The organism is Borborobacter xinjiangensis, from assembly GCF_047739745.1.
Taxonomy (GTDB): Bacteria; Pseudomonadota; Alphaproteobacteria; order Rhizobiales; family Rhizobiaceae; genus Pseudaminobacter.
In genome coordinates, this window is record NZ_JBLLVA010000002.1 from 329,360 (window position 1) to 352,124 (window position 22,765).

Annotated in this window: 18 protein-coding genes; 12 read left to right on the forward strand and 6 right to left on the reverse strand. The window is 61.9% G+C overall.

Going from position 1 to position 22,765, the window contains the following annotated elements; translation table 11 throughout:
* The first annotated feature begins 240 nt into the window (after positions 1-240).
* Positions 241-876, forward strand: a complete 636-nt coding sequence (locus ACLKMW_RS03930; protein WP_415723066.1) for an invasion associated locus B family protein — start codon at positions 241-243, stop codon at positions 874-876.
* Positions 877-950: 74 nt separating this feature from the next.
* Here the strand turns inward: ACLKMW_RS03930 and hspQ are convergent, their stop codons facing one another.
* The gene (hspQ, locus tag ACLKMW_RS03935) at positions 951-1,274 is read right to left on the reverse strand and encodes a heat shock protein HspQ (RefSeq protein WP_415723067.1); all 324 of its coding nucleotides are present in this window, start codon (positions 1,272-1,274) and stop codon (positions 951-953) included.
* Between the two features lie 125 nt (positions 1,275-1,399).
* On the opposite strand from hspQ, the gene ACLKMW_RS03940 reads away from it, so the two are divergent.
* Positions 1,400-2,362 (forward strand): AEC family transporter, encoded by a 963-nt coding sequence (locus ACLKMW_RS03940; protein WP_415723068.1) that lies wholly within the window; start codon positions 1,400-1,402, stop codon positions 2,360-2,362.
* Here ACLKMW_RS03940 and ACLKMW_RS03945 read toward each other — a convergent pair.
* Positions 2,339-3,550, reverse strand: coding sequence for a UbiH/UbiF family hydroxylase (locus ACLKMW_RS03945; RefSeq protein ID WP_415723190.1), 1,212 nt, complete (start codon positions 3,548-3,550; stop codon positions 2,339-2,341). The two genes, ACLKMW_RS03940 and ACLKMW_RS03945, sit on opposite strands and share 24 nt — an antisense overlap.
* 335 nt (positions 3,551-3,885) lie before the next feature.
* Between ACLKMW_RS03945 and pcsA the strand changes: the two genes are divergently transcribed.
* From pcsA to ACLKMW_RS03975, 6 genes are all read left to right on the forward strand, one after another.
* The gene (gene pcsA, locus ACLKMW_RS03950) at positions 3,886-4,608 is read left to right on the forward strand and encodes a phosphatidylcholine synthase (RefSeq protein ID WP_415723069.1); all 723 of its coding nucleotides are present in this window, start codon (positions 3,886-3,888) and stop codon (positions 4,606-4,608) included.
* Positions 4,609-4,610: 2 nt separating this feature from the next.
* The gene (locus ACLKMW_RS03955; RefSeq protein ID WP_415723070.1) at positions 4,611-5,588 is read left to right on the forward strand and encodes a quinone oxidoreductase family protein; all 978 of its coding nucleotides are present in this window, start codon (positions 4,611-4,613) and stop codon (positions 5,586-5,588) included.
* A 118-nt stretch (positions 5,589-5,706) separates the two neighbouring features.
* The gene (locus ACLKMW_RS03960; RefSeq protein ID WP_415723071.1) at positions 5,707-7,299 is read left to right on the forward strand and encodes an ABC transporter ATP-binding protein; all 1,593 of its coding nucleotides are present in this window, start codon (positions 5,707-5,709) and stop codon (positions 7,297-7,299) included.
* Positions 7,299-8,402, forward strand: a complete 1,104-nt coding sequence (locus ACLKMW_RS03965) for an ABC transporter permease (RefSeq protein ID WP_415723072.1) — start codon at positions 7,299-7,301, stop codon at positions 8,400-8,402. The genes ACLKMW_RS03960 and ACLKMW_RS03965 overlap by 1 nt, the downstream gene beginning before the upstream one ends.
* A complete protein-coding gene (locus ACLKMW_RS03970; RefSeq protein ID WP_415723191.1) occupies positions 8,395-9,309 on the forward strand; it encodes an ABC transporter permease in 915 nt (304 codons plus the stop codon). The genes ACLKMW_RS03965 and ACLKMW_RS03970 overlap by 8 nt, the downstream gene beginning before the upstream one ends.
* 51 nt (positions 9,310-9,360) lie before the next feature.
* Entirely contained in the window at positions 9,361-10,431 is a 1,071-nt protein-coding gene (locus tag ACLKMW_RS03975; protein ID WP_415723073.1) for a BMP family ABC transporter substrate-binding protein, read from the forward strand.
* A gap of 339 nt (positions 10,432-10,770) precedes the next feature.
* On the opposite strand, the gene ACLKMW_RS03980 is transcribed toward ACLKMW_RS03975, so the two are convergent.
* Positions 10,771-17,043, reverse strand: a complete 6,273-nt coding sequence (locus tag ACLKMW_RS03980; RefSeq protein WP_415723075.1) for a kinesin — start codon at positions 17,041-17,043, stop codon at positions 10,771-10,773.
* A gap of 276 nt (positions 17,044-17,319) precedes the next feature.
* Here ACLKMW_RS03980 and ACLKMW_RS03985 point away from each other — a divergent pair, with 276 nt between their 5' ends.
* Entirely contained in the window at positions 17,320-17,694 is a 375-nt protein-coding gene (locus tag ACLKMW_RS03985; RefSeq protein ID WP_415723076.1) for an Hpt domain-containing protein, read from the forward strand.
* Positions 17,695-17,803: 109 nt separating this feature from the next.
* On the forward strand, positions 17,804-18,124 hold the full coding sequence (locus ACLKMW_RS03990; protein ID WP_415723077.1) for a 2Fe-2S iron-sulfur cluster-binding protein: 321 nt from the start codon (positions 17,804-17,806) through the stop codon (positions 18,122-18,124).
* A gap of 11 nt (positions 18,125-18,135) precedes the next feature.
* On the opposite strand, the gene ACLKMW_RS03995 is transcribed toward ACLKMW_RS03990, so the two are convergent.
* Positions 18,136-18,756: a DUF922 domain-containing Zn-dependent protease gene (locus ACLKMW_RS03995; RefSeq protein WP_415723078.1), complete on the reverse strand. Its 621-nt coding sequence runs from the start codon at positions 18,754-18,756 to the stop codon at positions 18,136-18,138.
* A gap of 127 nt (positions 18,757-18,883) precedes the next feature.
* Here ACLKMW_RS03995 and folP point away from each other — a divergent pair, with 127 nt between their 5' ends.
* Together folP and folK are read left to right on the forward strand one after the other, a co-directional pair.
* Positions 18,884-19,729 carry a dihydropteroate synthase gene (folP, locus tag ACLKMW_RS04000; RefSeq protein WP_415723079.1) on the forward strand — a complete coding sequence of 282 codons (846 nt, stop codon included), beginning with the start codon at positions 18,884-18,886 and terminating at the stop codon, positions 19,727-19,729.
* Positions 19,726-20,253: a 2-amino-4-hydroxy-6-hydroxymethyldihydropteridine diphosphokinase gene (gene folK, locus ACLKMW_RS04005; RefSeq protein ID WP_415723080.1), complete on the forward strand. Its 528-nt coding sequence runs from the start codon at positions 19,726-19,728 to the stop codon at positions 20,251-20,253. Before folP ends, folK begins: the two co-directional genes overlap by 4 nt.
* On the opposite strand, the gene ACLKMW_RS04010 is transcribed toward folK, so the two are convergent.
* Positions 20,250-20,798: a DUF924 family protein gene (locus ACLKMW_RS04010; RefSeq protein ID WP_415723192.1), complete on the reverse strand. Its 549-nt coding sequence runs from the start codon at positions 20,796-20,798 to the stop codon at positions 20,250-20,252. The two genes, folK and ACLKMW_RS04010, sit on opposite strands and share 4 nt — an antisense overlap.
* A complete protein-coding gene (locus ACLKMW_RS04015; protein WP_415723081.1) occupies positions 20,798-22,639 on the reverse strand; it encodes a monovalent cation:proton antiporter-2 (CPA2) family protein in 1,842 nt (613 codons plus the stop codon). Before ACLKMW_RS04015 ends, ACLKMW_RS04010 begins: the two co-directional genes overlap by 1 nt.
* Positions 22,640-22,765 lie beyond the last annotated feature (126 nt).

Here is a 22,765-nt window from a genome sequence, read left to right on the forward strand (position 1 = left end):
GGCATATTTCCAATTAGAACGGGCTTTGATGATTCGAATTTGAATCTAGCACGACGGCACTATTGTGAGCCTGAGGCGTTCTTGGCCGACAATCGCGGGATTGAGGACTGGATTCGCGAGGCGGCGCGGTGTAACAGCCCAGTCAAAGTCATTCTGTCGCCGTAATTTGCCAACAGGTAAACGACGACAAATGGCGCTGAATGGCCTGGTCCCGGATCAATCGAGAGGAATTGAGATAAGATGACGAGCCTGAAAACCGACGTCGCCCGTCTTTCGGTCATGGCCGCTGGCGTGGTCGGCGTGCTCGCTGCTGGTCATTTGCCGGCCGCCGCGCAGCAACAGCAGCAAGCGCAGCTTCCGCAAGGCTGGTTCAAGGCCTGCACCAAGCAGGAAGACGTCGATATCTGCAATGTGCAGAACATATCGACCGCTGCGTCCGGCCAACTCGTCACGGGCATCAGCCTGATCGAGCTGAAGGGCAAGGTGAACCGAAAGGTGTTCCAGGTCACCGTTCCGACCGGCCGTCTCGTGCCTCCCGGCATCGGCCTGCAGATTGACGGCGGCAAGGCGCAGAAGCTGGATTACGTCATCTGCTTCCCGGATCGCTGCGTCGCCGAGGCGCCACTTACCGACCAGCTCGTCGGCTCCTTCAAGAAGGGATCGGAGCTGACGCTGACTTCCGTGAATTTCCAGAACCAGCCCAACCCGATCAAGGTTTCGCTTCAGGGCTTCACGGGAGCTTTCGACGGCGAGCCGCTGCAGCAGTCGGACCTCGAGGATCGACAGAAGAAACTGCAGGAATTCGTTACCAAGAACAACGAGGACTTCGCCAAGAAGCTCAAGGAAGAGCAGGAAAAGGCCAAGGCCGCGAACTGATAGCGATCAGTTTTCAAACAAAACGGCGGGGTTTTTCCCCGCCGTTTTGTTTTCGGATGTGCGTTTGCGGCAATTTAATGCCGGGCCCGATCCTTGGGCTCATAGCGGCCATCGGCGGTCTTGTTGAAGAACTCGCGCAGTTGCGGATGCCTGACCGGCTCGCCCGATTGATCGGCAAGAAGGTTCTGCTCCGAGACGTAGGCGATATATTCGGTCTCGTCGTTTTCGGCGAGCAGGTGATAGAAGGGCTGATCCTTCTGCGGCCTGACCTCGGCAGGGATTGCCTCATACCATTCGTCGGTGTTGCTGAATTGCGGATCGACGTCGAAAATGACGCCCCGGAACGGGAACAGACGATGGCGGACGACCTGGCCAATCGCGAATTTTGCTGTTTTCATTTCAATCACGCTCTTCAACATGAGGCGCTATCTGACGCAGCAACGCGAAGAATTCAATCCCAAGCCTATCGACGTCTCACCTCGCTTAGCGTCATCGCAGCCACACCCCCGGATACCCATACATCATGTCAGAAATCGTCGGTTTGGTCCTCCCCTTCTTTGGACTGATTTTTCTGGGGTTTTTTGTCGCTCGCATAACGCGCCAGCCACTCGAAGCACTCGGCTGGATGAACACGTTCATCATTTATGTCGCGCTGCCAGCGCTGTTCTTCCAACTGCTGGCGAGGACACCGATCGAGAAACTGACGGAATGGCGTTACATCGTTGGATCAGCGCTTGCGACTTATGTCATTTTCTCGCTGATGTTTGTCGGCTCCGTCGCCCTGTCGCGGGGCGAGATTGCGCAATCGACGATCAAGGGACTGGCTGCCGCCTATGGCAATACCGGCTATATGGGGCCGGGCATCGCCTTGCTGGCGTTCGGCCAGGAGGCGGCGGTGCCGGTAGCGCTGATCTTCTGTTTCGAGAACATCCTGCATTTCACCGTGGCGCCCATGATGATGGCAATTTCGGGCAGCGAGAAGACGCCGCCGGCGCAACTGGCGCTCAGGGTTGCCGAGAAAATCCTGCTTCATCCCTTCATCATCGCCACGGCGGTGGGCGTGGCCGCCGCCTATGTCGAATTTCGGCCGCCGCTGCCGGTAGAGAGGCTGCTGGAATATCTTTCGAGTGCGGCCGCACCATGCGCGCTATTTGCGATGGGCGTGACGCTGGCGCTGAGACCGCTCAAGCGGGTTCCGGTGGAACTTGCGCCGATTGCCGTACTCAAACTGGTGCTGCATCCGCTGCTCTGTTATGTCGTGCTGAGTTGGATCGGCAACTTTTCCGAAATCTGGCTCTTTTCGGCGGTGTTGCTCGCCTCGTTGCCGACGGCCACCAACGTTTTCGTCATCGCGCAGCAATATGGCGTCTGGACGGAGCGCGCCTCGGCAAGCGTGCTTTTGACGACCTGCATTTCCGTCGCAACGGTGTCGGGATTGCTCTACATGATCAAGACGGGAATATTACCGCCGGATCTGTTCCCGTAACGAAGAAGCCAGCGAAGAAAAGCCGCTGCCCGGCCGCAAGCCTTCGCGCATGAAAAAGGCTCGCAAGGGTGCAAAGCTTCCCAGGGCGCCCAGCCCCGCGCTGCGCAGCATCTGTGCCGGCAGCAGGTTCGACAATAGCGAACGGTTGAGCAGGCTGACGGACTCGGCGCGGGCGAGGATATCCGGGCGGCGCCTGAGATCATAGGCCGAAAGAGCCGGCCGCGAGCCCGGATCATCGCGGTTAAGCGTAGCAATTTCAATCAGTTGCTGAACATCCCTGATGCCGAGATTCAGGCCTTGCGCGCCAATCGGTGGAAATACGTGGGCGGCCTCGCCGACCAGCGCGATCCGGTTTTGCGCGAAGCGTGTCGGGAGCGAGGCGGAAAGCGGGTAGATTTGCCGACCAGGTTCGACCGAAACGCGCCCCAACATCGACTGCATACGTTCTTCGACACGCAGCGACAGCGCTTCGTCATCGAGCGCGGCCAGCTTTTCGGCGGTATCCGGTGCAACGACCCAGACCAGGCTCGACCGACTGCCGGGCAGGGGAACCTGGGTAAAGGGACCTGTCTCGGTGTGGAACTCCGTCGAGATGAAGCCGTGCGGTCGGCTGTGGCCGAAACTCAGGATCAGCGCCGCCTGCGGGAAGGAGCGCGTTGAGATGGACACGCCCGCTGCCGCCCGCGCCGGCGACATCCTCCCATCCGCCGCAACCGCCAGGCGGGCGGGAATTTCCAGTCCCTCCGGCAAGACGGCGGTTACATTGCTCGTGTCTATCTGCCAACGCTCCACCAGTGCGTGATGCCAGGTGATGCCCGGATGCTCCAGGACGGCCCGTTCAAGCGTTCCGTTCAGCAGGCGGTTGGGAATGTTGAGACCGAAATGCGCTTCGCCGATTTCGGATGCATGGAAGGTCACGGTTGGGCTTCGGATGAGGCGCTTAGTCGCGTCGATGATGCGCATGGCGCGAAGCGGCGCACAGTGCGGTTCGAGTTCAGCCAACAGGCCAAGACCGTGGAGGAATTTCAATGCCGGTGCCATCAGGGCGGTCGTGCGTCGGTCGTCCTGGTTGGCGGCCGGACCCGCCAAGCTGATCTCAAAACCATGCTGGGCCAGGGAAAGCGCTGCAAGCAGGCCGGCCGGACCGGTTCCCGCGACGATGATTTTGGCTGCTTCAGTTCGGTCCAAGGTGACGATCCGTTGCGACTTTTCCGGCCCTGCACGCATGCGGCGGGCCTTCCTACCTATAGGGCGGGCCGACGCCCTCGGGCAACGTGGCGTTTCATCCCATTCGACCGGCATGGCGACAAACGCTGTTGAAAAACAAGGGACAAAGCGTTGTCCAACGCGCTGCGGGAGTGCCATACTCTCCCCATTCGGGATTTGGCCCTTTTTGGGTCCACCTGACCGCAGAGGGGGCGTTCGATGGCCGAATTCGGGGCCGGGCTATGGAAGCGGAAATCGTCTGCTCCGGCGCGTTCGCCGGTTGCGGCCGATATCGGCAAGCTGGACTGGCGCAGCGCGTGAAACGCAAGAAAGTTACATGGCCTCAAGCGAAGGCCTTTTCGGTCCATCTTCTCACCGCATCGGGATCGTTCCTTGCGTTTCTGTCGCTTGTCGCGGCGAGCGAACAGCGCTGGACGGCGATGTTCTGGTGGCTCGGTCTGGCATTGTTCGTCGACGGCATCGACGGGCCGATCGCCCGCAAGCTTGAGGTGAAGGACGTCCTGCCGACATGGTCGGGTGAACTGCTCGACAACATAATCGACTATGTCACCTATGTGCTCATCCCGGCGTTTGCGCTCTATCAGCGCGGATTCATGGGCGAGGGGCTGTCGTTCCTGTCGGCCGCGCTGATCGTCGTCTCCAGCGCAATCTACTATGCCGACACCGGCATGAAGACGAAGGAGAACTTCTTCAAAGGCTTCCCTGTCGTCTGGAACATGATCGTCTTCACGCTTTTCGTGACCCAGCCGGGCGAATGGGTGTCGTTCGCAGTGGTGGTCATTGCCGCGATCATGACATTCGTGCCGATGAGCTTTCTTCATCCAGTGCGCGTGGTGCGATTGCGCGAACTCAACCTGGCAGTCTTTCTTGCCTGGTGCCTGTTCGGCGTGATCGCGCTCATCCAGACCATGGAGGCGAGCGACATCGTCAAGATCGGCATCGCAGTGACCGGAACCTATCTGTTCTTTATCGGCGGCGTCATGCAGCTGTTTCCCAATCTCGGCGCGAAGAAAGTCTGATCATGTCGAAAGCGGTTCGTGTCCATGCCCATGGCGGGCCGGAAGTGCTGACATATGAGGAGGTCGCTACCGGCCGCCCTGAGGCGGGGCAAGTGTTGATCCGCCACACGGCAATAGGCCTCAACTTCCTCGATACCTACTATCGCAGCGGCCTTTATCCGGCGCCGGCGGGCCTGCCGCTGACGCCGGGTGGCGAAGCGGCTGGCCTGGTGGTGGAAACCGGCGCCGGCGTCGACTGGCTGAAGCCGGGCGAACGGGTCGCCTATACCACGCCGCTCGGCGCCTATTGCGAGGAGCGCCTGATTGCTGCCGACCGGCTTGTGAAAATCCCGCAAGGCGTCAGCGACGAACAGGCCGCCGCCATGATGCTGAAAGGAATGACCGCTGAATATCTGCTTGGGCGTACCTTCAAGGTCAAACCGGGCGATACGATCCTCTGCCATGCGGCGGCCGGCGGCGTGGGGCTCATTCTCGGCCAGTGGGCGAAACATCTCGGTGCAACCGTGATCGGCACCGCTGGTTCCGCCGACAAGATCGCGTTGGCCAGAGCCCACGGCTTCGACCACCTCATCAACTACCGCGACAAGGACTTCGTGTCCGAAGTGAAGGAAATCACTGGCGGCAGGCTTTGCGACGTCGTCTATGACTCGGTCGGGAAGGACACGTTTCCCGGCTCGCTCGACTGCCTGCGTCCGCGCGGAATGTTCGTCAGCTTCGGCCAGTCATCAGGGCCAATTCCGCCTTTCAACATGGCCTTGTTGTCGCAAAAGGGATCGCTGTTCGCCACACGTCCGTCGCTCTACGTCTATATTGCCAAGCGCGAGGATCTTGAATCGTCGGCCGACGCGCTGTTCGACGTGGTGTCGAAAGGTGTCGTCGACATCAGGATCAACCAGCGTTACGCGTTGGCTGAAGCGGCAGCCGCCCACGCTGATCTCGAGGGTCGTCGCACGACCGGAACGAGTATTCTGATACCGTAAGCTTTTCGCCGAATTCTTGAAGCTCTTTCAAGGCTACTACTGCTTTGCCTTACGACCCGGACGCGCCTACGATATTTACGGGAACATTTGACACGACCAGATCGGTACGGGAGGAGCTGTGAGCGAAAATCACAGTGGCGAGTCCGCATGCTTGTTAGAGGTGCGCGGCCTCACGAAAATCTTTGGCACGCTCAAGGCCTGCGATGGCGTTGATCTCACCGTCGGCAAGGGCGAGATACACGCGCTTCTGGGCGAGAACGGCGCGGGCAAGTCCACCCTCGTCAAGATGCTGTTCGGTTCGCTGCAGCCGAACTCGGGCGAGATAAGATGGGACGGTCAGCCGGTGCGGATTGCAAATCCGCATGTCGCGCGAAAGCTCGGCATCGGCATGGTGTTCCAGCATTTCTCGCTGTTCGACGCGCTGACAGCCGCCGAAAACATCGCGCTCTCGCTGGATGACGACACGCCCATCGCCACGATCGCGGCCAAGGCCAAGGCGCTGGCCTACAGCTACGGCCTGCCGCTCGACCCCTATTCCCTGGTGGGAGACCTTTCGGTCGGCGAGCGCCAACGCATCGAGATCATCCGCTGCCTGCTTCAGACGCCCGAGCTCATCATTCTCGATGAGCCGACGTCGGTGCTCACGCCTCAGGAGGCGGACAAGCTTTTCGAGACCCTGGAGCGTCTGCGTTCGGAAGGCAAATCGATCCTTTACATTTCGCACCGGCTGGAAGAGGTCAAGCGCATGTGCAGCCGCGCCACCGTGCTGCGTCACGGCAAGGTGGTCGGGCATTGCGATCCGCGTGAAGAAACCGCCTCGTCGCTTGCGCGCATGATGGTCGGCAGCGAGGTGAAAACCGCGACGCGCACTCCGGTTTCGCTCGAGGGCGCGGCGGAATTGCTCAGCGTGTGCGGGCTGAGCCGCAAGCCGGCCGGGCCGTTCTCCACGCCACTCAAGAACATCTGGCTGAACGTCAAGGGCGGTGAAATACTCGGTATCGCGGGGGTCGCCGGCAACGGCCAGGGCGAGTTGTTCGAGGCCCTGTCCGGCGAGGCCCAGCAGGCCAGTGCTGATGTGGTGCGAATCCGCGGTCAGAACGCCGGGCGCCTGTCCATAACCGGCAGGCGGCTGCTCGGTGCCGCCTTCGTGCCCGAGGAGCGCCTTGGCCATGGGGCTGCGCCGAACATGACGCTTTCGGAGAACCTGCTCCTGTCGCGTCACGCGACCGACCGCAAGGCTTATCTGGGCTCGGGCGGCGTGGTGCGCACCTCGGTGATCGCAGCCGCGGCGCAACGGATCATCAAGATCATGGACGTCCGCAAGAGCGCACCCGATCCGGAGGCGGCTTCGCTTTCGGGCGGCAATCTGCAGAAGTTCATCATCGGCCGCGAGCTCGACCGCCGGCCTTCGGTTATGGTGGTCAACCAGCCGACATGGGGTGTGGACGCAGGCGCCGCCGCGCATATCCGGCAGGCGCTGATCGAACTGGCGCGCAGCGGCTCGGCGGTTCTCGTTATCAGCCAGGATCTGGACGAATTGTTCGAAATTTCCGATGCCATCGCCGTCATGCACAATGGCGAACTCTCCGCCCCGATACCGGCCGCCGAAGCCACCCGCGAACAGATCGGCTTGCTGATGGGCGGAGCCGACACCTCGGCGCCGGCAGCCGAGCAACCGGCATTGGCGTCCGTGGCCGGGGGGAGAGCGTGATGCGTGTCGAACTTATCAAACGGCCGCAGCGCTCGGCGCTGTTCAGTGCGATCTCACCATTCCTGGCACTGATCCTCACGGTCCTTGCCGGTGCGGTGCTGTTTGCCGTCATCGGAAAGAATCCGGTATCCACGCTCTACTATTATTTCATCGACCCGCTACGCGAGGTCTGGTCCCTGCACGAACTCGCCATCAAGGCTGCTCCGCTGATCCTGATCGCGGTGGGGCTCTCCGTCTGTTTTCTGTCCAACAACTGGAATATCGGCGCCGAAGGCCAGTTCATCATGGGAGCGATCGCCGGGTCGGTACTGCCGGTGATGCTGCCCGGCTTCCAGACCTGGTATGTGCTGCCGCTGATGATCATGATGGGTATTGCCGGCGGCGCCGCTTATGCGGCAATTCCCGGCTATCTCAAGGTCAAATTCAACACCAACGAAATCCTGACCAGCCTGATGCTGGTCTACGTGGCGCAGCTATTCCTCGACTGGCTGGTGCGCGGGCCCTGGCGTAACCCGCAAGGCATGAATTTCCCGGAAACGCGCAGCTTTCATGAATACGCCATCCTGCCGGAAATCTGGTCGAGCTCCGGGCGCGCCCATTGGGGATTCGTCTTCGCCATCTTGGCGGCGCTCGGCCTGTGGTTCCTTCTGTCGCGCACCTTGAAGGGCTTCGAAGTCAAGATCATGGGCCAGAGCCCGCGCGCTGGCCGCTTTGCCGGGTTCTTTCGCGGAAACATGATCATGTTCGCCTTCCTGGTATCGGGCGGGCTTGCCGGGCTCGCCGGCATCTCCGAAGTTTCGGGAGCAATAGGGCAGCTTCGCCCCGCAATCTCGCCCGGATACGGCTTTACCGCGATCATCGTTGCCTTTCTGGGACGGCTTAATCCGCTCGGCATCATTGCCGCCGGCATGATACTGGCGCTGACCTATCTCGGCGGCGAGGCGGCGCAGATTTCCGTCGGCGTGTCGGACAAGGTCGTGCGGGCGTTCCAGGGCATGATCCTGTTCTTCGTGCTCGCCTGCGACACACTCATCCACTATCGCATTCGTCTCGTAGCGGGGCGTCCCGCAGTAATAGGGGAGACGTCCCATGGGAATGCTTGAATCTATCCTCCTCACCATCGCGACGGCGGCCACGCCGCTTTTGATCGCCTCGATCGGCGAACTTGTGGCCGAGCGCTCGGGCGTGCTCAATCTCGGCGTCGAGGGCATGATGGTCATGGGCGCGGTGACCGGGTTCGGTGTCGCGCTGACCACCGGGTCGCCATGGCTCGGCGTATTCGCCGCCATTGCGGTCGGCGCCGTGTTTTCGCTGCTGTTTGCCTTCCTGACGCTGACGCTGGTCACCAACCAGGTGGCGACGGGCCTGGCGCTGACCCTTCTCGGGCTCGGCACGTCCGGGATGCTGGGCGAGAGCTTCGTCGGACTTCCTGGCGTGAAGCTCGGCAACCTCGACATTCCATACCTGACCGACCTGCCATTGATTGGCCGTCTGATCTTCGGGCAGGATCCGCTCTTCTATGTCTCGATTCTGCTTACCGCGGGCGTTGCCTGGTTCCTTTTCCGCACGCGAGCCGGCCTGACGCTGCGTTCGGTCGGCGACAGCCACGGCTCGGCGCACGCGCTCGGCATCCGCGTCATCCTCATCCGCTATGCGGCAGTCGTCTTCGGCGGTGCCTGCGCCGGGCTTGCCGGCGCCTATCTGTCGCTGGTCTATACGCCGCAATGGGTGGAGAACATGACCGCCGGGCGCGGCTGGATCGCGCTCGCGCTCGTCGTCTTCGCTTCCTGGCGGCCGTGGCGGGTGCTTGCCGGCGCCTATCTGTTCGGTGGCGTGACGATCGGTCAGCTCCACGCACAGGCGTTCGGCTTCGGCATACCTTCGCAGCTACTTTCTTCGCTTCCCTATCTGGCAACTATCGTGGTTCTTGTTCTAATCTCGCGGAACAGGCGACTGACAATGATGAACACACCGGCATCTCTGGGGCAGCCGTTTGTGCCTGATCGCTGACAGTAAGAACACTGGATAAGCCCCCATAACTTGGGAAAAGGACACCACGAAATGAAGAAGACCATTTTGTCGATTGCAGCGGCTGCTGCCGCGCTGTCGTTCGGCACCATGGGCGCCGAGGCAAAGGTCAAGGCCTGTTGGATCTATGTCGGCCCGATTGGTGACTTCGGCTACTCCTACCAGCATCACCAGGGGGTTCTCGACGTTCAGAAGAAGTTCGGCGACGAAGTCGAGACGGCTTATCTGGAAAGCGTGCCGGAAGGCGCCGATGCCGAGCGCGCCGTCGAGCGCTTCGCTCGCTCGGGCTGCAACATCATCTTCGGTACGTCCTTCGGCTTCATGGATGCCATCAACAAGGTCGCGGGCAAGTTCCCGGACGTCAAGTTCGAGCACGCCACCGGCTACAAGCGCGATCATCCGAACGTCTCGACCTATAACTCCAAGTTCCACGAGGGCCGCTACGTGCAGGGTGTGATTGCGGCCAAGATGTCCAAGGCAGGCGTTGCCGGCTATATCGCCTCCTTCCCGATCCCGGAAGTGGTGATGGGCATCAATGCCTTCGTGCTGGGCGCGCAGACGGTCAATCCGGATTTCAAGGTCAAGGTGGTGTGGGCCAATACCTGGTTCGACGCCGGCAAGGAGGCAGACGCGGCCAAGGCACTGGTGGACCAGGGCGTGGATATCATCACCCAGCATACTGACTCCACCGCTCCGATGCAGGTTGCCACAGAACGAGGCATCAAGGCATTCGGCCAGGCGTCGGACATGATCAAGTTCGGTCCCGAGACGCAATTGACCTCCATCGTCGACGATTGGGGCCCGTACTACATCAGCCGCATTCAGGCGGTGATCGACGGTAGCTGGAAGCAACAGGACGTCTGGGGTGGCATGAAGGAAGGCCACGTCGTAATGGCGCCTTACACCAACATGCCTGACGATGTGAAAAAGCTGGCCGAGGAAACGGAGGCCAAGATCAAGTCCGGCGATTTCAACCCGTTCACCGGGCCGATCACCAAGCAGGATGGAACGGAATGGCTGAAGCCGGGCGAGGTTGCCGACAACGCCACGGTGCTTAGCATGAATTTCTACGTGAAGGGCGTCGACGACAAGCTCCCGCAGTAAGTTTGACGAGCTCTCACGAAGTTCGACACGAGAAGGGCGCCTGCGGCGCCCTTTTTGTTTGATGAATCCAGGCGCGGCGGGATCGTTCTTCAGTTAAGCCGTTCGCAGGCCGGGAAGTACGGAATGTCGGAAGCAACACGATTCCAGTCGCGCACAAGTGGTTCCAGCCTGGGCAGGGAAACTCTGGATAGTTCCGGAAGGCGCTGGCCGGCTCCGCTTGAGGGGAGCGGGTTGCAGCAGTAGCCTACCGCCTGTGGGCAGGCTTCATTCTGCCCTTGCGGGTTGAGCGCACAAAAAAGGCGGGGAAGCCCCCGCCTTTCTTATTTCTCCTGGCTGCGCTTACCTCAGGCGCCCGCTTGCATGGGCGAGCATCGTGTAGACCTTGCCGGTATCGGACGCCAGATAGGTCCGGGACATGACATTGTCGTGGTCGGTGCGCGAGATATCTTTCAGCAGCGTCTCGAAATCATCGCAGTAGCGGTCGACGGCGGCATGGAATTCGCCATCCGACTGATATTTGCGGCGGATTTCGTCGAAAGTCTGCTGGCCCTTGAGGGTGTACAAGCGGCGGGTGAACACATCGCGCTCGCCGCGGCGATAGCGATCCCACAGCTCGATCGAGGCTTCGTGATCGATGGCGCGGGCAATGTCGACCGACAGTGAGTTCAGCGACTCGACCACGTGAGCGGGCGACCGTGTGTTCGAGGCGGGCCGACGAGGGGTCTCGGCAACGGCGGCCTGCTGCGCGCTTTCATCCCGCGACGCTCCGGTGAGCAGGTCGCGCACCCAGCCGCCCGCCTGGGCTGCGGGGCGAGATGCCGGTTCCGTACCCAGCGTGCCGCGCAGTGCGGCGCCTGTCGCCGGTCCACGGCGTTCCGCCGGTTGCGGCTGCGGTGCGGCCGAACGGGACTGCGGCTGCGCCGAACGTTCCGACACATCGATCGTGCGGCCGGATTTGGCAACAATATCCGACAGTTCCTTCAGCGCATTGATTTGCTCGGTAACCGCCCGGCGCATGGCCTTGGTCGACTGCTTGGCTTCCTCGGGCATGTCCAGCACGCCCTTCTTCAACTCGGCGCGCGTGTCGTCGAGCTCGGTCTTGATGGAACTGGCGGTACGCCGCATGTCTTCCGTCGCATCGGCAAACCGCTTGGTGGCGGCTTCCACGACCTCGGCAATAGCCGTGCGGATCTTGTCCGTCGAAGCCATGGTACGGTCTTCGGCCTTGTCGAGAGCCTTGCCGACGAGGTCTTCAAACGAACGCATGATGCGTTCCAGATCCTCGGACTTCTTGACCAGTCCGACAGCAAGGTCCTCCAGCGAGGACTGGCGTTCGAGCGTATGTTCCAGATTGCTCTGCGCCGAGCCGAGCAGTTCGGATGCGCTCGAAAGCAGCCGGCTGTGCTCGTCGAAACGGCTGGCGATGGAAGCCACTTCCTTCAGCGTGTTCGACGACAGTTCGGTCAGACGTGTCGTGTTGGAATCGACGAGCCGCGCCGAGCTTGCGAAGGTCTGGGCGGCCTTTTCGGTGGTCGCCGCAAAGCTCTGGGTGCTGCCGGTCAGGCGATCATCGACATTGGCCAGGTTTGCCGCCGCCTTCTCGATAAGCTCGTTGAGCTTCGAACTGGAGGCGCCAAGGCCGCCGATGAGTTCGCTGACACTCTCGGCAAGGGTATTGCGCGCGCCCTCGACCGCCGACAATGTTTCTGCCGTGCGTGTCGCCAGCGCGTTGACCAGAGCGGCATTTTCCGAGCGCAGTCGTTCGGCTGCCCGTTCGGTCGCCTGTTCGAGGTTTTTCTGCAGCTCGTTTCCGCTTTCGGAGAAGCGCTCCACCAACGGGCGCGCCGTCTCGTCGAGAATTCTGGTGATCTCGCTCGAACGTTCCGCCAGCATCGCATTGAGTTCGCGCGTATTCGCGCCAATGGTGCGGGCAGCCTCGTTGGTGCTTTGGCCGATATGCTGGCCAACAGCGGTGAAGGTTTCGGAAATGACGTTGGCCCGCGACACAAGCTGCGCCTCGGCCTGCGAAATCTGCTCCTGCAGCTTCTGACCGACGGTGTCGGCGCTTGCCGCGAGTCGATTTTCAGCGTTGGTGACATGCTCGTCGACGCGCGTGGCGACAGCGTCGACACCCGCCGCCAAACGCTGGTCGGCGCCGGCAAGCGTCTCCTCGATGGTGCGGGCGCGCTGTTCCAGTTCGCTTGCGGTCTGTTGAGCGCGTGCGGCGACACGCTCGTCCACGCTTTCGAAGACACGGCCGATTTCGGCGGCGCGCCCGCTGAGCGTATCGGCCGTTTCGCTAACGCGTGCGGTGAGCCGTTCGTCGGCCACCTCGAAATGACGCACGATCTCTGCGGCGCGTCCAGCCAGCGCACCAGCCGTTTCGTCGACACGGGCGGCGAGCCGTTCGTCAGCCACTTCGAAATGACGCACGATCTCCGCGGCGCGTCCGGCCAGTGCATCAGCCGTTTCGCCGACACGGGCGGCGAGCCGTTCATCGGCTGCCTCGAAATTGCGCACGATCTCGACGGCGCGCGAGCCCAGCGTGGTTGCGCCATCGGCAATGCGCGAGACGAATTGCTGGTCGGCGGCATCGAAGATGCGGCCAAGCTCGGCAGCACGCGCGGCGAGCGCATCAGCAGATTCGCTGATCCGCAAGCTGAGGCGTTCGTCTGCGGTGTCGAAGTTGCGCAAGATGTCGCCGGCACGCTCTGCCAGCGAATTGGCTGTTTCCACTGCCCTTGCAACGAGTTTCTGATCGGCGTCGTCGAAGGTGCGGGCGATCTCGCCGGCGCGCGCGGCGAGCGTCTCGGCCGTCTCCTCGGCGCGGGCAATCAGCGCACCTGAGGTCTCCTCAGCACGGCCTGCCAGTCGGCTGTCGGCTTCCTCGAAGGCACGAGTGATGTCGCCGGCGCGCGCAAGAAGCGCCGCCGAGGTCTGTTCGGCACGCTCGGCGATCCGGCGGTCGGCATCGGTGAAGGCGCGGCCTGCTTCCTCGTTGAGGGCGGCGGTGACTTCCAGCACCTTCTCGCGCAATGCGCCGGCCACGAACACCGCGCTCTTTTCGAGCACGAGGCGGACATTGTCGACGCCGGTCGACAGTGCTCGTTCCATCGTGCCGGTGCGCTCTTCGATGACGCCGGTCTGGTGACGGAAAGTCTCTTCGATCTTGGCAACGTCGGCTGCAAGCGCCTCGGTAATGTCGGAACGCTTGCCGGCAATCGCTTCGATGTGGCCGGAAACGGCTTCGTCGATCTCGCGGCGGGTTTCGGCGAGTTTGCCCAGGTCCTCGTCGAGCGCGCGCGACAGCATATCGCGGCCCTCGGCAATTTTGCCGATATGAGCGGCAACGATCTTGTCGACCTCGGAGCGACTGTCGGTGACCTTCTGCAGATCGGCGGCGAGAGCCTGCGAAAGCACGTTGCGACCTTCGGCAATCTTGTCGACCTGCGCTGCGACGAGGTCGTCGATGCCGGCACGGGTGTCGGAAAGCTTCTGCAGGTCGGCTTCGAGCGCCCGCCGGAGGATATCGCGGCCCTCGGCCAGCTTTTCGACCTGACCAGCGACGAGACCGTCGATACCGGAGCGGCTTTCGGCCAGTTTCTGCAAATCTTCCTCGAGCGTCCGCGCCAGCATGGCGCGACCTTCGGCCAATCGCTCGTTCTGGCTGGCGATCAGATTCTCGATGTTGGCGATGTCGGCTTCCAGCGCCTGGGTGAGCACATTGCGGCCTTCGCCGAGCTTCTGCGCCTGGCCGGCCACGAGGCCTTCGAGGCTGGAGACATCCGCTTCCAAGGCATTTGACAGCGCTTTGCGGCCTTCGACGAGCTTCTCGGCCTGCGCGGCGATGAGGTTTTCGATGTTCGCCATGTCGGCTTCGAGCGCGCGCGACAGCACATCGCGGCCCTGCGCCAGCTTCTCGACATGATCGACAACGACGCCGTCGATGCCAGCGCGGGCTTCGGCAAGCTTGGTGAGATCGGCTTCCAAGGCCCGCTTGAGGATGTCGCGCCCTTCGGCCAGCTTTTCGACCTGGCCGGCGACGAGACCGTCGATGCTCGCACGGCTCTGCGCCAGTTTGGCAAGATCGTCTTCCAAGGCGCGCGTCAGGCGCTCGCGGCCCTGATCGAGCTTTTCGATCTGGCCATCGACCAGTGTGTCGATGCTGGAACGGCTGTCCTCGATCTTGTTCAGGTCCTCCGCCAAGGCGCGTGAAAGCAGATCACGGCCTTCGGCGAGCTTCTCGACCTGGCTTGCCACCAGATTGTCGATATTGCTGCGGCTTTCAGCAAGCTTGGCGAGATCGTCCTCCAGCGCGCGCGTCAGCCGGTCGCGGCCCTGATCGAGCTTCTCGATCTGCCCGTCGATGAGCCCGTCGATATCCGCGCGGCGCGCGTCGATCTTGCTCAAATCGGCTGCCAAAGCGCGCGAAAGCACATCGCGGCCTTCCGCCAGTTTCTCGACCTGACTTGCCACCAGATCATCCACGGCGCTGCGGCTCTCGGCAAGCTTGCCGAGATCGGCTTCCAAGGCGCGGCTGAGGATGTTGCGTCCTTCAGCGAGTTTGCCGACATGGCTCGCGACCATTTCATCAATATGAACACGAGTCTGGATGAGCTTCTGGGAGTCTTCGTCAAGCGCGCGGGCCAGCCCCGCGCGGCCCTCGGCCAGCCGCTCCAGATGGTCTCCGAGGGAGGCGTCGATCGTCGCGCGCGATTCATTGATCTTGCGCAGATCCTCGTCGAGTGCCTGCGAAATCAGCGTCCGGCCTTCGGCGAGCTTCAGCACCTGCAGGCTGACGGCCTCGTCGATTCCCGCGCGGCTTTCCTCGAACTTGGCGAGGTCGGCCTGCAGCGTTGCGGCTATCCGCTCGCCGGTTTCGGCAAATTTCTGCGCATGTGCGCCGACGGCTTCGTCGATGCCCTGACGTGCATCGGTGAGTTTCTGGATATCCTCCTCGAAGGCGCGGGAGACTGCATCGCGGGCGGATTCAAGCCTACCGGCAAAATCGCTGGCGCGTCCCTCGAGCATGGTTGAGGTGGACAGGATGATGTTGTCCATCTCCGCGCCGATCTTGGCGCGACCATCCTCGATCATGGTCGAGAGGCTGTTGTGGCCGTCAGTGAATGTCGTGGCGATTTCGCGGGTGCGCTCGACCAGCGTTTCGTTGATCTGGCGCGCACGCGCCTCCAGGGCGGCGTTGAGCTTCTGCGTGCCCGTGTCGAGCGCCTCGGCTCGGGTCTGGAACTCGCTGATCAGGCTCTGGCCCCGCTCCGCCAATGTCCGTTCGATGCCCTTCAGGCTTGCGTCGAACTCCTCATTGAGCTTGTGGGTCGCACCGCCGAGCAGCGAAACCATGCCGGAGGTGCGATCCTCCAGAAGGTCGGAGAGCGAACGCGTCATGTCGTCCGTGGTCTGCGTCAGCTTGGCGATGCGCGTATCGAGAAGGCTGGCGAAAGCCTCGCCGGAAGTGGTGATGCGGTCGCCGATCGTATCCAGTCGCTGGTCGATCGAATCGAAAATCGAGGAGCCGCTTTCATGGATGCGGTCGATCAGCGCGTCGCCCGAATTGGTGATCGTCATCGACAGCTTGGTCGACGCATTGAGGATGTTCTCGCGGATTATCTCGCCGGCCGAGCCCAGCTCGTCGCGCAGTGTTTCATGTGCGCCGGTGATGGAGGCGCGCACGCGCTCGGCGTGGGTGACCACCGCTTCGCGTTCGCTGCCGAGACCATCCACCAGGGAGCGGATGCGAGCCTCGTTCTCGGAATAGGAACGCTCGATCTGGTTGACCTCGGTGTGAACCAGCGTTTCCAATTCGACGGCGCGCGCGAGCGTCCTCTCAATGCCTTCGCCCATCGCCGCGACTTCGCGGCGAACGGCCTGGCCGACCAGCATGACGCGCTCCTGGGCGAGACTTTCAGGCTCTGCCAGACGGAACGCGACCTCGGTCATCGACTGCGCGGCAAGACGCATGTCCTGCGCACGGCGGATCATCACCGCGAAAGCCCAGAAAAGGATGATCGGCGTGAGGGTGGCGACGCCAAGCAGGATCAGATAGGGGTGAGCCAGGATCTGATCGGCCGAGCCGATTTGTGCGATCGCCGGCCCAAACAGCATATTGGCAAGCAGGATACCGCCTGCCAGCCACAGAACGGAAAGAGCGGCGACAGCCCAGTAGATGCCGTTGGACGAGCGGCGGTTTATGCCGCTCAGCAGCGCCCGATAGTCTTTCTGCTGGTCGTCATTGGCCGGGGAAAAGCCGCTGGCAGCCGGGGAAAAGCCGCCAGGTTTTGCCGGTTGCGGCTCAAGCGGCCGTAGTTCCGACTTCGTCTCAGGCTTGTTCGCCGGGGCAGGGGTAGCGGGTTTGGGCTCAGTGGCGGGCTTGGCCTCGGCGACGGTATCGGCAGCGCTCGCCTCTGCGGGCTTTTCGCCGCGACCTTCGCGTGCGAGTTCGTCGGCAGCCTGCGAAATCTGCGCTTCCAGATCTTCCATGGAGGCGGCGATGTCGAGGTCGCCGGCTTCCGCCGAGAGGTCGAAATCGAGAGCTTCCTCAAGCTCCCGCGCGACTTCGCTGTCGAGATTGCGTGTCGTCGAGCTTTTTTTCGCCATGGTCGCCGTTACCCTGTACTAGCATTGCGGGCCGCCAGAAAACTGGCAAAAAAATGCCCGCACGTGAGGCTGATTATGGACTTTGCGTATCGTAGTGGCACAGCCGGGTAAAGGAAACTTGAATCCAGGGCGATGCGTAAAACTTTAAACATAAGGTTAACAAGTCCACGAATTTGGCGCTTTTGCGGACGATCAGGCGCCACCTCCATTAACGCGTTGTCCACATGATTGTATCAGTCTGACAATTTCGTGCAGGTGTCCCGGAAGAAGGTCGAGATGGTTTCCCAAAACACAAACGCGGTCGCATTCGCAATGCCCGGCGGCGAGAGTTGCGGCGCTGCGCAGGCACGACCGATCGACCTGGCTCACCTGTCACGGCAGACGATGGGCGATCGCGCGCTCGAGCTGGAAGTGCTTGGCCTTTTCGTTCAGCAGGTCCTCCAGGCCCGAGATCAGATATTCGGCATGAGCACGAATGAGCGGCTGCGGCTTGCGCACAGCCTCAAGGGATCCGCTCGCGGCGTGGGCGCTTTCGCGATTGCCGCTTGCGCCGATGAAATCGAGGCGCAGCCCCAGGACGAAACCGTGCTGAGGCGCATGGTTGCTCTCATCGACGACGTCAGGGACTTTGTCGCAGCCGTCAGCCGTTGAACTGTTTCAAAAACTCTCTCGATTGCGTCACAAGGAGGCGCGATTGCGCCGCAGTTGACTTGCACGGCGGAGTGATTATCTCGGCGGTGTGTATCGTTCAGGGGCTGTGATGACCAAGCTTACCTTCGTCGCCTTCGACGGCAACCGTTTCGACGTCGAAGCCGAGAATGGTTCGACCGTAATGGAGAATGCCATTCGCAACGCCGTGCCGGGCATCGAAGCGGAATGCGGCGGCGCCTGTGCCTGCGCGACCTGCCATGTCTATGTCGACGAGGACTGGACCGGCGTGGTCGGCGAACCGGCCCCGATGGAAGAGGATATGCTTGATTTCGCCTACGACGTTCGCCCCAATTCGCGGCTTTCCTGCCAGATAAAGGTGCGTGACGAACTTGACGGCCTGGTCGTCCAGGTTCCCGAACGTCAAGGATAGCTGCTCGCGTGCTAGCGGCTTGTCAGCCGCCCAGCATCGATCTGTTCCAGCCGATATTTCAGAAGCCGCATGATGCGGCTCTCGAAGTTGATGCCTTCCACGCGGTCAAATTGCTGTTGCGCGCGGTCATGCTTGGCAAGGATCGTTGCCGTCGTCTGCTTCGCCTTGGCGGCGGCCACCTGGCAGTCTGCCTGTCGTCCCGTCTTCTTCAAGGTCTGCTCGATCTCCCGGGCATAGTTCTTGGCAATGACGACATGGCTCTCTTCATGCCGCTTGATGTCGGCGGAAAGCGTGTCCCAGATCAGCCGAACGTCCTGCTTCGCCTTGCCCGGCCGTCGCCACCGCGGCAGGATCATCTTGGCCTTGACGGTCACATTGGCCTGGACGATCTGGCAAGAACCCGCACCCTCGCTGTAGCCAAGCCGCGCCACAAACTCCATCTGGGTCGCGCCGGGGTGGCGTTTGCCGGAGTTTTTGACATTCGGGCCACGCCTGGCCAACTCGGCTTCGATTTCATCCAGTGTGTTGCCGCCGATGGAAAAATAACTGTAGGTCTTCGACAGCTCGGCAGCACCGGCGGGCAGGGTAGCGCAGCCTATGAAAATGACGGCAAGCAGGGTAGATTTCATCATATAGCCTCTTGCCATGCCTTGCCTTACTGGAGGAGGTAGCGCAACCGACAATCTCCGGCTGGACAATCTTGGGCGGGATGTGTTGATTTTTGGTGGCGCCGAGTCGCAATCACAAGAGCAATCTACCATGACCAGACGATGGCAATTGGCGCACGGGCGCTTTCTCGACCTTGGCGCGAAGGCGCTGGTCATGGGTATTCTCAACGTAACGCCCGACAGTTTTTCGGATGGCGGTCTGTTCGACGCGCCCGAGCGCGCCATCGAGCAGGCGCGGCGAATGATCGCCGAGGGCGCTTCGATCATCGATATCGGCGGCGAGTCGACCCGACCGGGTGCGACGCCGGTTTCCGCGGAAGAAGAGCAGGCACGCGTACTGCCGATCATCAAGACGCTGGCCGAGGCTGGCGATACGTTGATTTCCGTCGATACTTACCGCGAGGAGACGGCGAGGCTGGCCGTTGCCGCCGGCGCCCATATCGTCAACGACGTCTGGGGCCTGCAGCGGGAGCCGGGCATCGGAAAGATAGCCGCCGAGACCGGCGCGGGACTGGTCATCATGCATACCGGTCGTGAGCGCGAGAAAGACCCGGACGTCATCGTCGATCAATTTCGGTTCCTCGAAAAATCACTGTTGCTGGCCCGCGAGGCAGGCGTTGCAGAGGCACAGATCGTCCTTGATCCAGGTTTCGGTTTCGCCAAGGATTCAGAGGAAAATCTCCAGCTCATGGCGCGTTTCCGCGAGCTTCATGCGTTGGGTTTCCCGTGGCTGATCGGCACCTCGCGCAAGCGTTTCGTCGGCTATGTGTCGGGCAAGGAATCGGAGGCGCGCGACGCCGCAACTGCCGCCACCAGTGTTGCCTTGCGGTTAAAGGGGGCGGAGCTGTTTCGTGTCCACAACGTCGCGATGAATGCCGATGCGCTCGCGGTTGCCGATGCCATCCTGGCGCGTGAAGCAGGAAATTCGGCGACGTGACCGTGAATCCGACCCCAGACAATGGTGAGCGCGTCTATTTGAGCCTCGGCGGGAATCTCGGCGATCCGGCAAGCTCAATGGCAGCGGCGCTGCGCATGCTCGATGCGGATGCGCAGATTGCGGTTATCAAAGTCTCCTCGCTTTATCGCACTCCACCCTGGGGCAAACTCGATCAGCCGGACTTTCTGAACGCCGTCGCCGTGCTTTCGACCAGCCTGTCGCCGCACGATCTGCTCGATAAATGCCTGCACGCAGAACGTACGCTCAAGCGTGTGCGCCAGGAGCGGTGGGGGCCACGCCTGATCGATATCGATGTGCTGGTGTTCGGAGACCGCGTGGTAAACGAGCGCGGGCTTGAGGTGCCGCATCCGCGGATGCTGGATCGCGCTTTCGTTCTGGTGCCGCTGAATGAGGTTGCACCGGACCTTTTCGTCAGAGGCCAGGCGGTATCGGAACGCCTGGCCGAGATCGATCACGCCGGAATCGAGAAGCTTCCCTCCGGCCGAGATTGGTGGAAGGCCTAGCCGGCGAAGCCGCCCGCATCGAGGAACGCCTGTTCCTCCGCCGTCGTTTCACGACCGAGTGCGCGATTGCGATGCGGGAAGCGCCCGAAACGTTGAATGATATCGCGATGTTCGATGGCGTACTTCATGTACTCTTCCGGCAAGGATCGGGTCAGTTCGACGGAGTCGTACTGGTCGCTGATATTTTCCGAATGCTCCAGCGGTAGGTAGAAGAAGACGCGCAATTCGGGGGCCACCGCCTTGTCGTGCCCGGCCGCGATCGCCTGGCGCGCGAAGTGGCGCGCCAGCGGGTCGGTGGCGAACATGTGAGCGGTGCCGCGAAAGCAGTTGCGGGGAAACTGATCGAGCAAAAGGATGAGGGCGAGGGCACTTTCCGGGTGGCCGAGCCATTCATCGAGCTCGCGGCGCGCCGCCGAAAGGTGCCATTCCAGGAAGCCGGAACGGAACTCCGCGTCGAATTTCTCGTCCTTGGTGAACCAACGATCCGGGCCGGCATTGCGCCAGAAGGCAACGATTTCCGCCGCGCGCGCGTCGCATTTCTCAATCAAATCCGATCTCCTTCTCTGCTTGCCGATTGTTCGAGCGCGCTCGCGGTCTCCTCGTTGGCGGCGCGGCCGGGGCGTCTTGGCGGCGTCAAGGGCGCCGGCACCGGCATGTTGCCCTTGAAGAAGCCGCGCCCGGCCTGCAGGCCCCCGGCGAGCTGAGCATCCAGCCGAGCGGCGTCGCGCTGGCGCACGTCCTCAATGACTTCGGCGGCCTCATCCTGATCCACGCCCAGTGTTTCCAGTGTCGTTTTGCCGATGACAAGGGCTGATTCGAAGGTTTCGCGTATCTGGTACGATACTTCTGACTGGATGAGGTCCATGGCGATGCCGCGGTCAAAGGCACGCGCGAGAACCGGGACCAGGGGATATTCGGCGCGCATCAGTTGCGCGATCCGCACGGCGACGTCGCCCTTGTCGACGCAGATCAGCACGGCGCGTGCGCGGCCGGCGCCTGCCGCTTGAAGTATGTCGAGGCGGGTGCCGTCGCCGTAATAGACCTTGAAGCCGAAATTGGCGGCGGCCTGGATCATCTCGACGTCGTTGTCGATGATGGAAACGTCGATGCCGCGCAACAGCAGCGGCTGACTGGCGATCTGGCCGAAGCGGCCAAAGCCGATCATGAGTACGCTGCCGTTGAGGTCTTCCGCAACATCGACGCCGTCAAGCGTCTGCTCCTCTCGCGGCATCACATAGCGCAGGCCGATGATGGTGAGTGGGGTGAGCATCATCGACATGATGACGATCGCCGTCAGTATCGCATTTTCGTTTCCGTCGATTATGCCGACGGCGAGGGCAGAAGAGTAAAGCACGAAAGCGAATTCGCCGCCCTGCGCCATGACCACCGCGCGCTCCAGCGCCTCGGCATGGTTCGATTTCAGGAAGCGCGCGACGAAATAGATGCCAAGCGCTTTCACTGTCATATAGGCGACCACGTAAAACGCGACGGTCAGCCAATTGGCAGCCACGACGCTGAGGTCGAGTGACATGCCGACCGCGAGAAAGAAGAGCCCGAGCAGCACGCCGCGAAACGGCTCTATGTCGGCCTCAAGCTGGTGGCGAAAGGTCGATTCCGACAGGAGCACGCCGGCAAGGAATGCACCCATCGCCATGGACAGCCCGCTAAGCTGCATGGCAAGCGCCGATCCCAGAACGACCAGAAGGGCGGCCGCCGTCATCACTTCGCGGGCACGTGAATCGGCCAGAATGCGAAACAACGGGTTGAGCAGATAACGTCCGGCAATCACCAGGCCAACTATGGCGGCAAGACCGATGCCGATATCCGTCAGGCGTTCGCTCCAGCTCGATTCGGTGTGGCCAGGCGCCAGGAACGCCACCAGCGCCAGAAGCGGCACGATCGCCAGGTCTTCCAGGAGCAGAATGGAAATGATGCGCTGGCCGTTTGGAGCCGAGGCCTCGCCGCGTTCCTCGAGCAGTTGCATGACAATTGCGGTGGAGGTGAGTACGAAGCCAGCTCCGGCTACGAAGGAAGCGGCCACGGGAAAGCCGGTCGCGATGCCGATACTGGTCAACAGCAGCGCGCATATACCGACCTGTAGAATGCCGAGCCCGAATATCTGGCGCCGCAAACCCCACAGGCGCGACGGGCGCATTTCGAGCCCGATAATGAACAGGAACATCACCACGCCAAGTTCGGCGACATGCAGGATCGCGGCAGGATCGGAGAAGATGGCGAGGCCGAACGGTCCGATCACCAGTCCCGCCGCCAGGTAGCCGAGGATCGAGCCGAGGCCGACGCGCCTGAATATTGGAACCGCTATGACACCGGCTGCAAGCAGCGCCACCACCTGGACCAGTTCGCCGCCCGAAGCCGCTTCCGCCATGCGCGTTATCCTGACTTTATGGCGCCGCGGATCCTCTTTGGACCGCGCAACGGACGCCATAGCACTATTCATCGACGCACCGCCCTGTTTCGGTTCGATTCCGATCAGGGCCACGTATAGTCGCGC

Bases quoted from the DNA above. Each gene is read 5' to 3' on its own strand.
- ACLKMW_RS03975 (WP_415723073.1), top strand. From the start codon at position 9,361: ATGAAGAAGACCATTTTGTCGATTGCAGCGGCTGCTGCCGCGCTGTCG.
- hspQ (WP_415723067.1), bottom strand. From the start codon at position 1,274: ATGAAAACAGCAAAATTCGCGATTGGCCAGGTCGTCCGCCATCGTCTG.
- ACLKMW_RS03985 (WP_415723076.1), top strand. From the start codon at position 17,320: ATGGTTTCCCAAAACACAAACGCGGTCGCATTCGCAATGCCCGGCGGC.
- ACLKMW_RS03990 (WP_415723077.1), top strand. From the start codon at position 17,804: ATGACCAAGCTTACCTTCGTCGCCTTCGACGGCAACCGTTTCGACGTC.
- ACLKMW_RS03995 (WP_415723078.1), bottom strand. From the start codon at position 18,756: ATGATGAAATCTACCCTGCTTGCCGTCATTTTCATAGGCTGCGCTACC.
- ACLKMW_RS03965 (WP_415723072.1), top strand. From the start codon at position 7,299: ATGCGTGTCGAACTTATCAAACGGCCGCAGCGCTCGGCGCTGTTCAGT.
- ACLKMW_RS03980 (WP_415723075.1), bottom strand. From the start codon at position 17,043: ATGGCGAAAAAAAGCTCGACGACACGCAATCTCGACAGCGAAGTCGCG.
- ACLKMW_RS03970 (WP_415723191.1), top strand. From the start codon at position 8,395: ATGCTTGAATCTATCCTCCTCACCATCGCGACGGCGGCCACGCCGCTT.
- ACLKMW_RS03930 (WP_415723066.1), top strand. From the start codon at position 241: ATGACGAGCCTGAAAACCGACGTCGCCCGTCTTTCGGTCATGGCCGCT.
- ACLKMW_RS04015 (WP_415723081.1), bottom strand. From the start codon at position 22,639: ATGGCGGAAGCGGCTTCGGGCGGCGAACTGGTCCAGGTGGTGGCGCTG.
- folP (WP_415723079.1), top strand. From the start codon at position 18,884: ATGACCAGACGATGGCAATTGGCGCACGGGCGCTTTCTCGACCTTGGC.
- ACLKMW_RS03940 (WP_415723068.1), top strand. From the start codon at position 1,400: ATGTCAGAAATCGTCGGTTTGGTCCTCCCCTTCTTTGGACTGATTTTT.
- ACLKMW_RS03955 (WP_415723070.1), top strand. From the start codon at position 4,611: ATGTCGAAAGCGGTTCGTGTCCATGCCCATGGCGGGCCGGAAGTGCTG.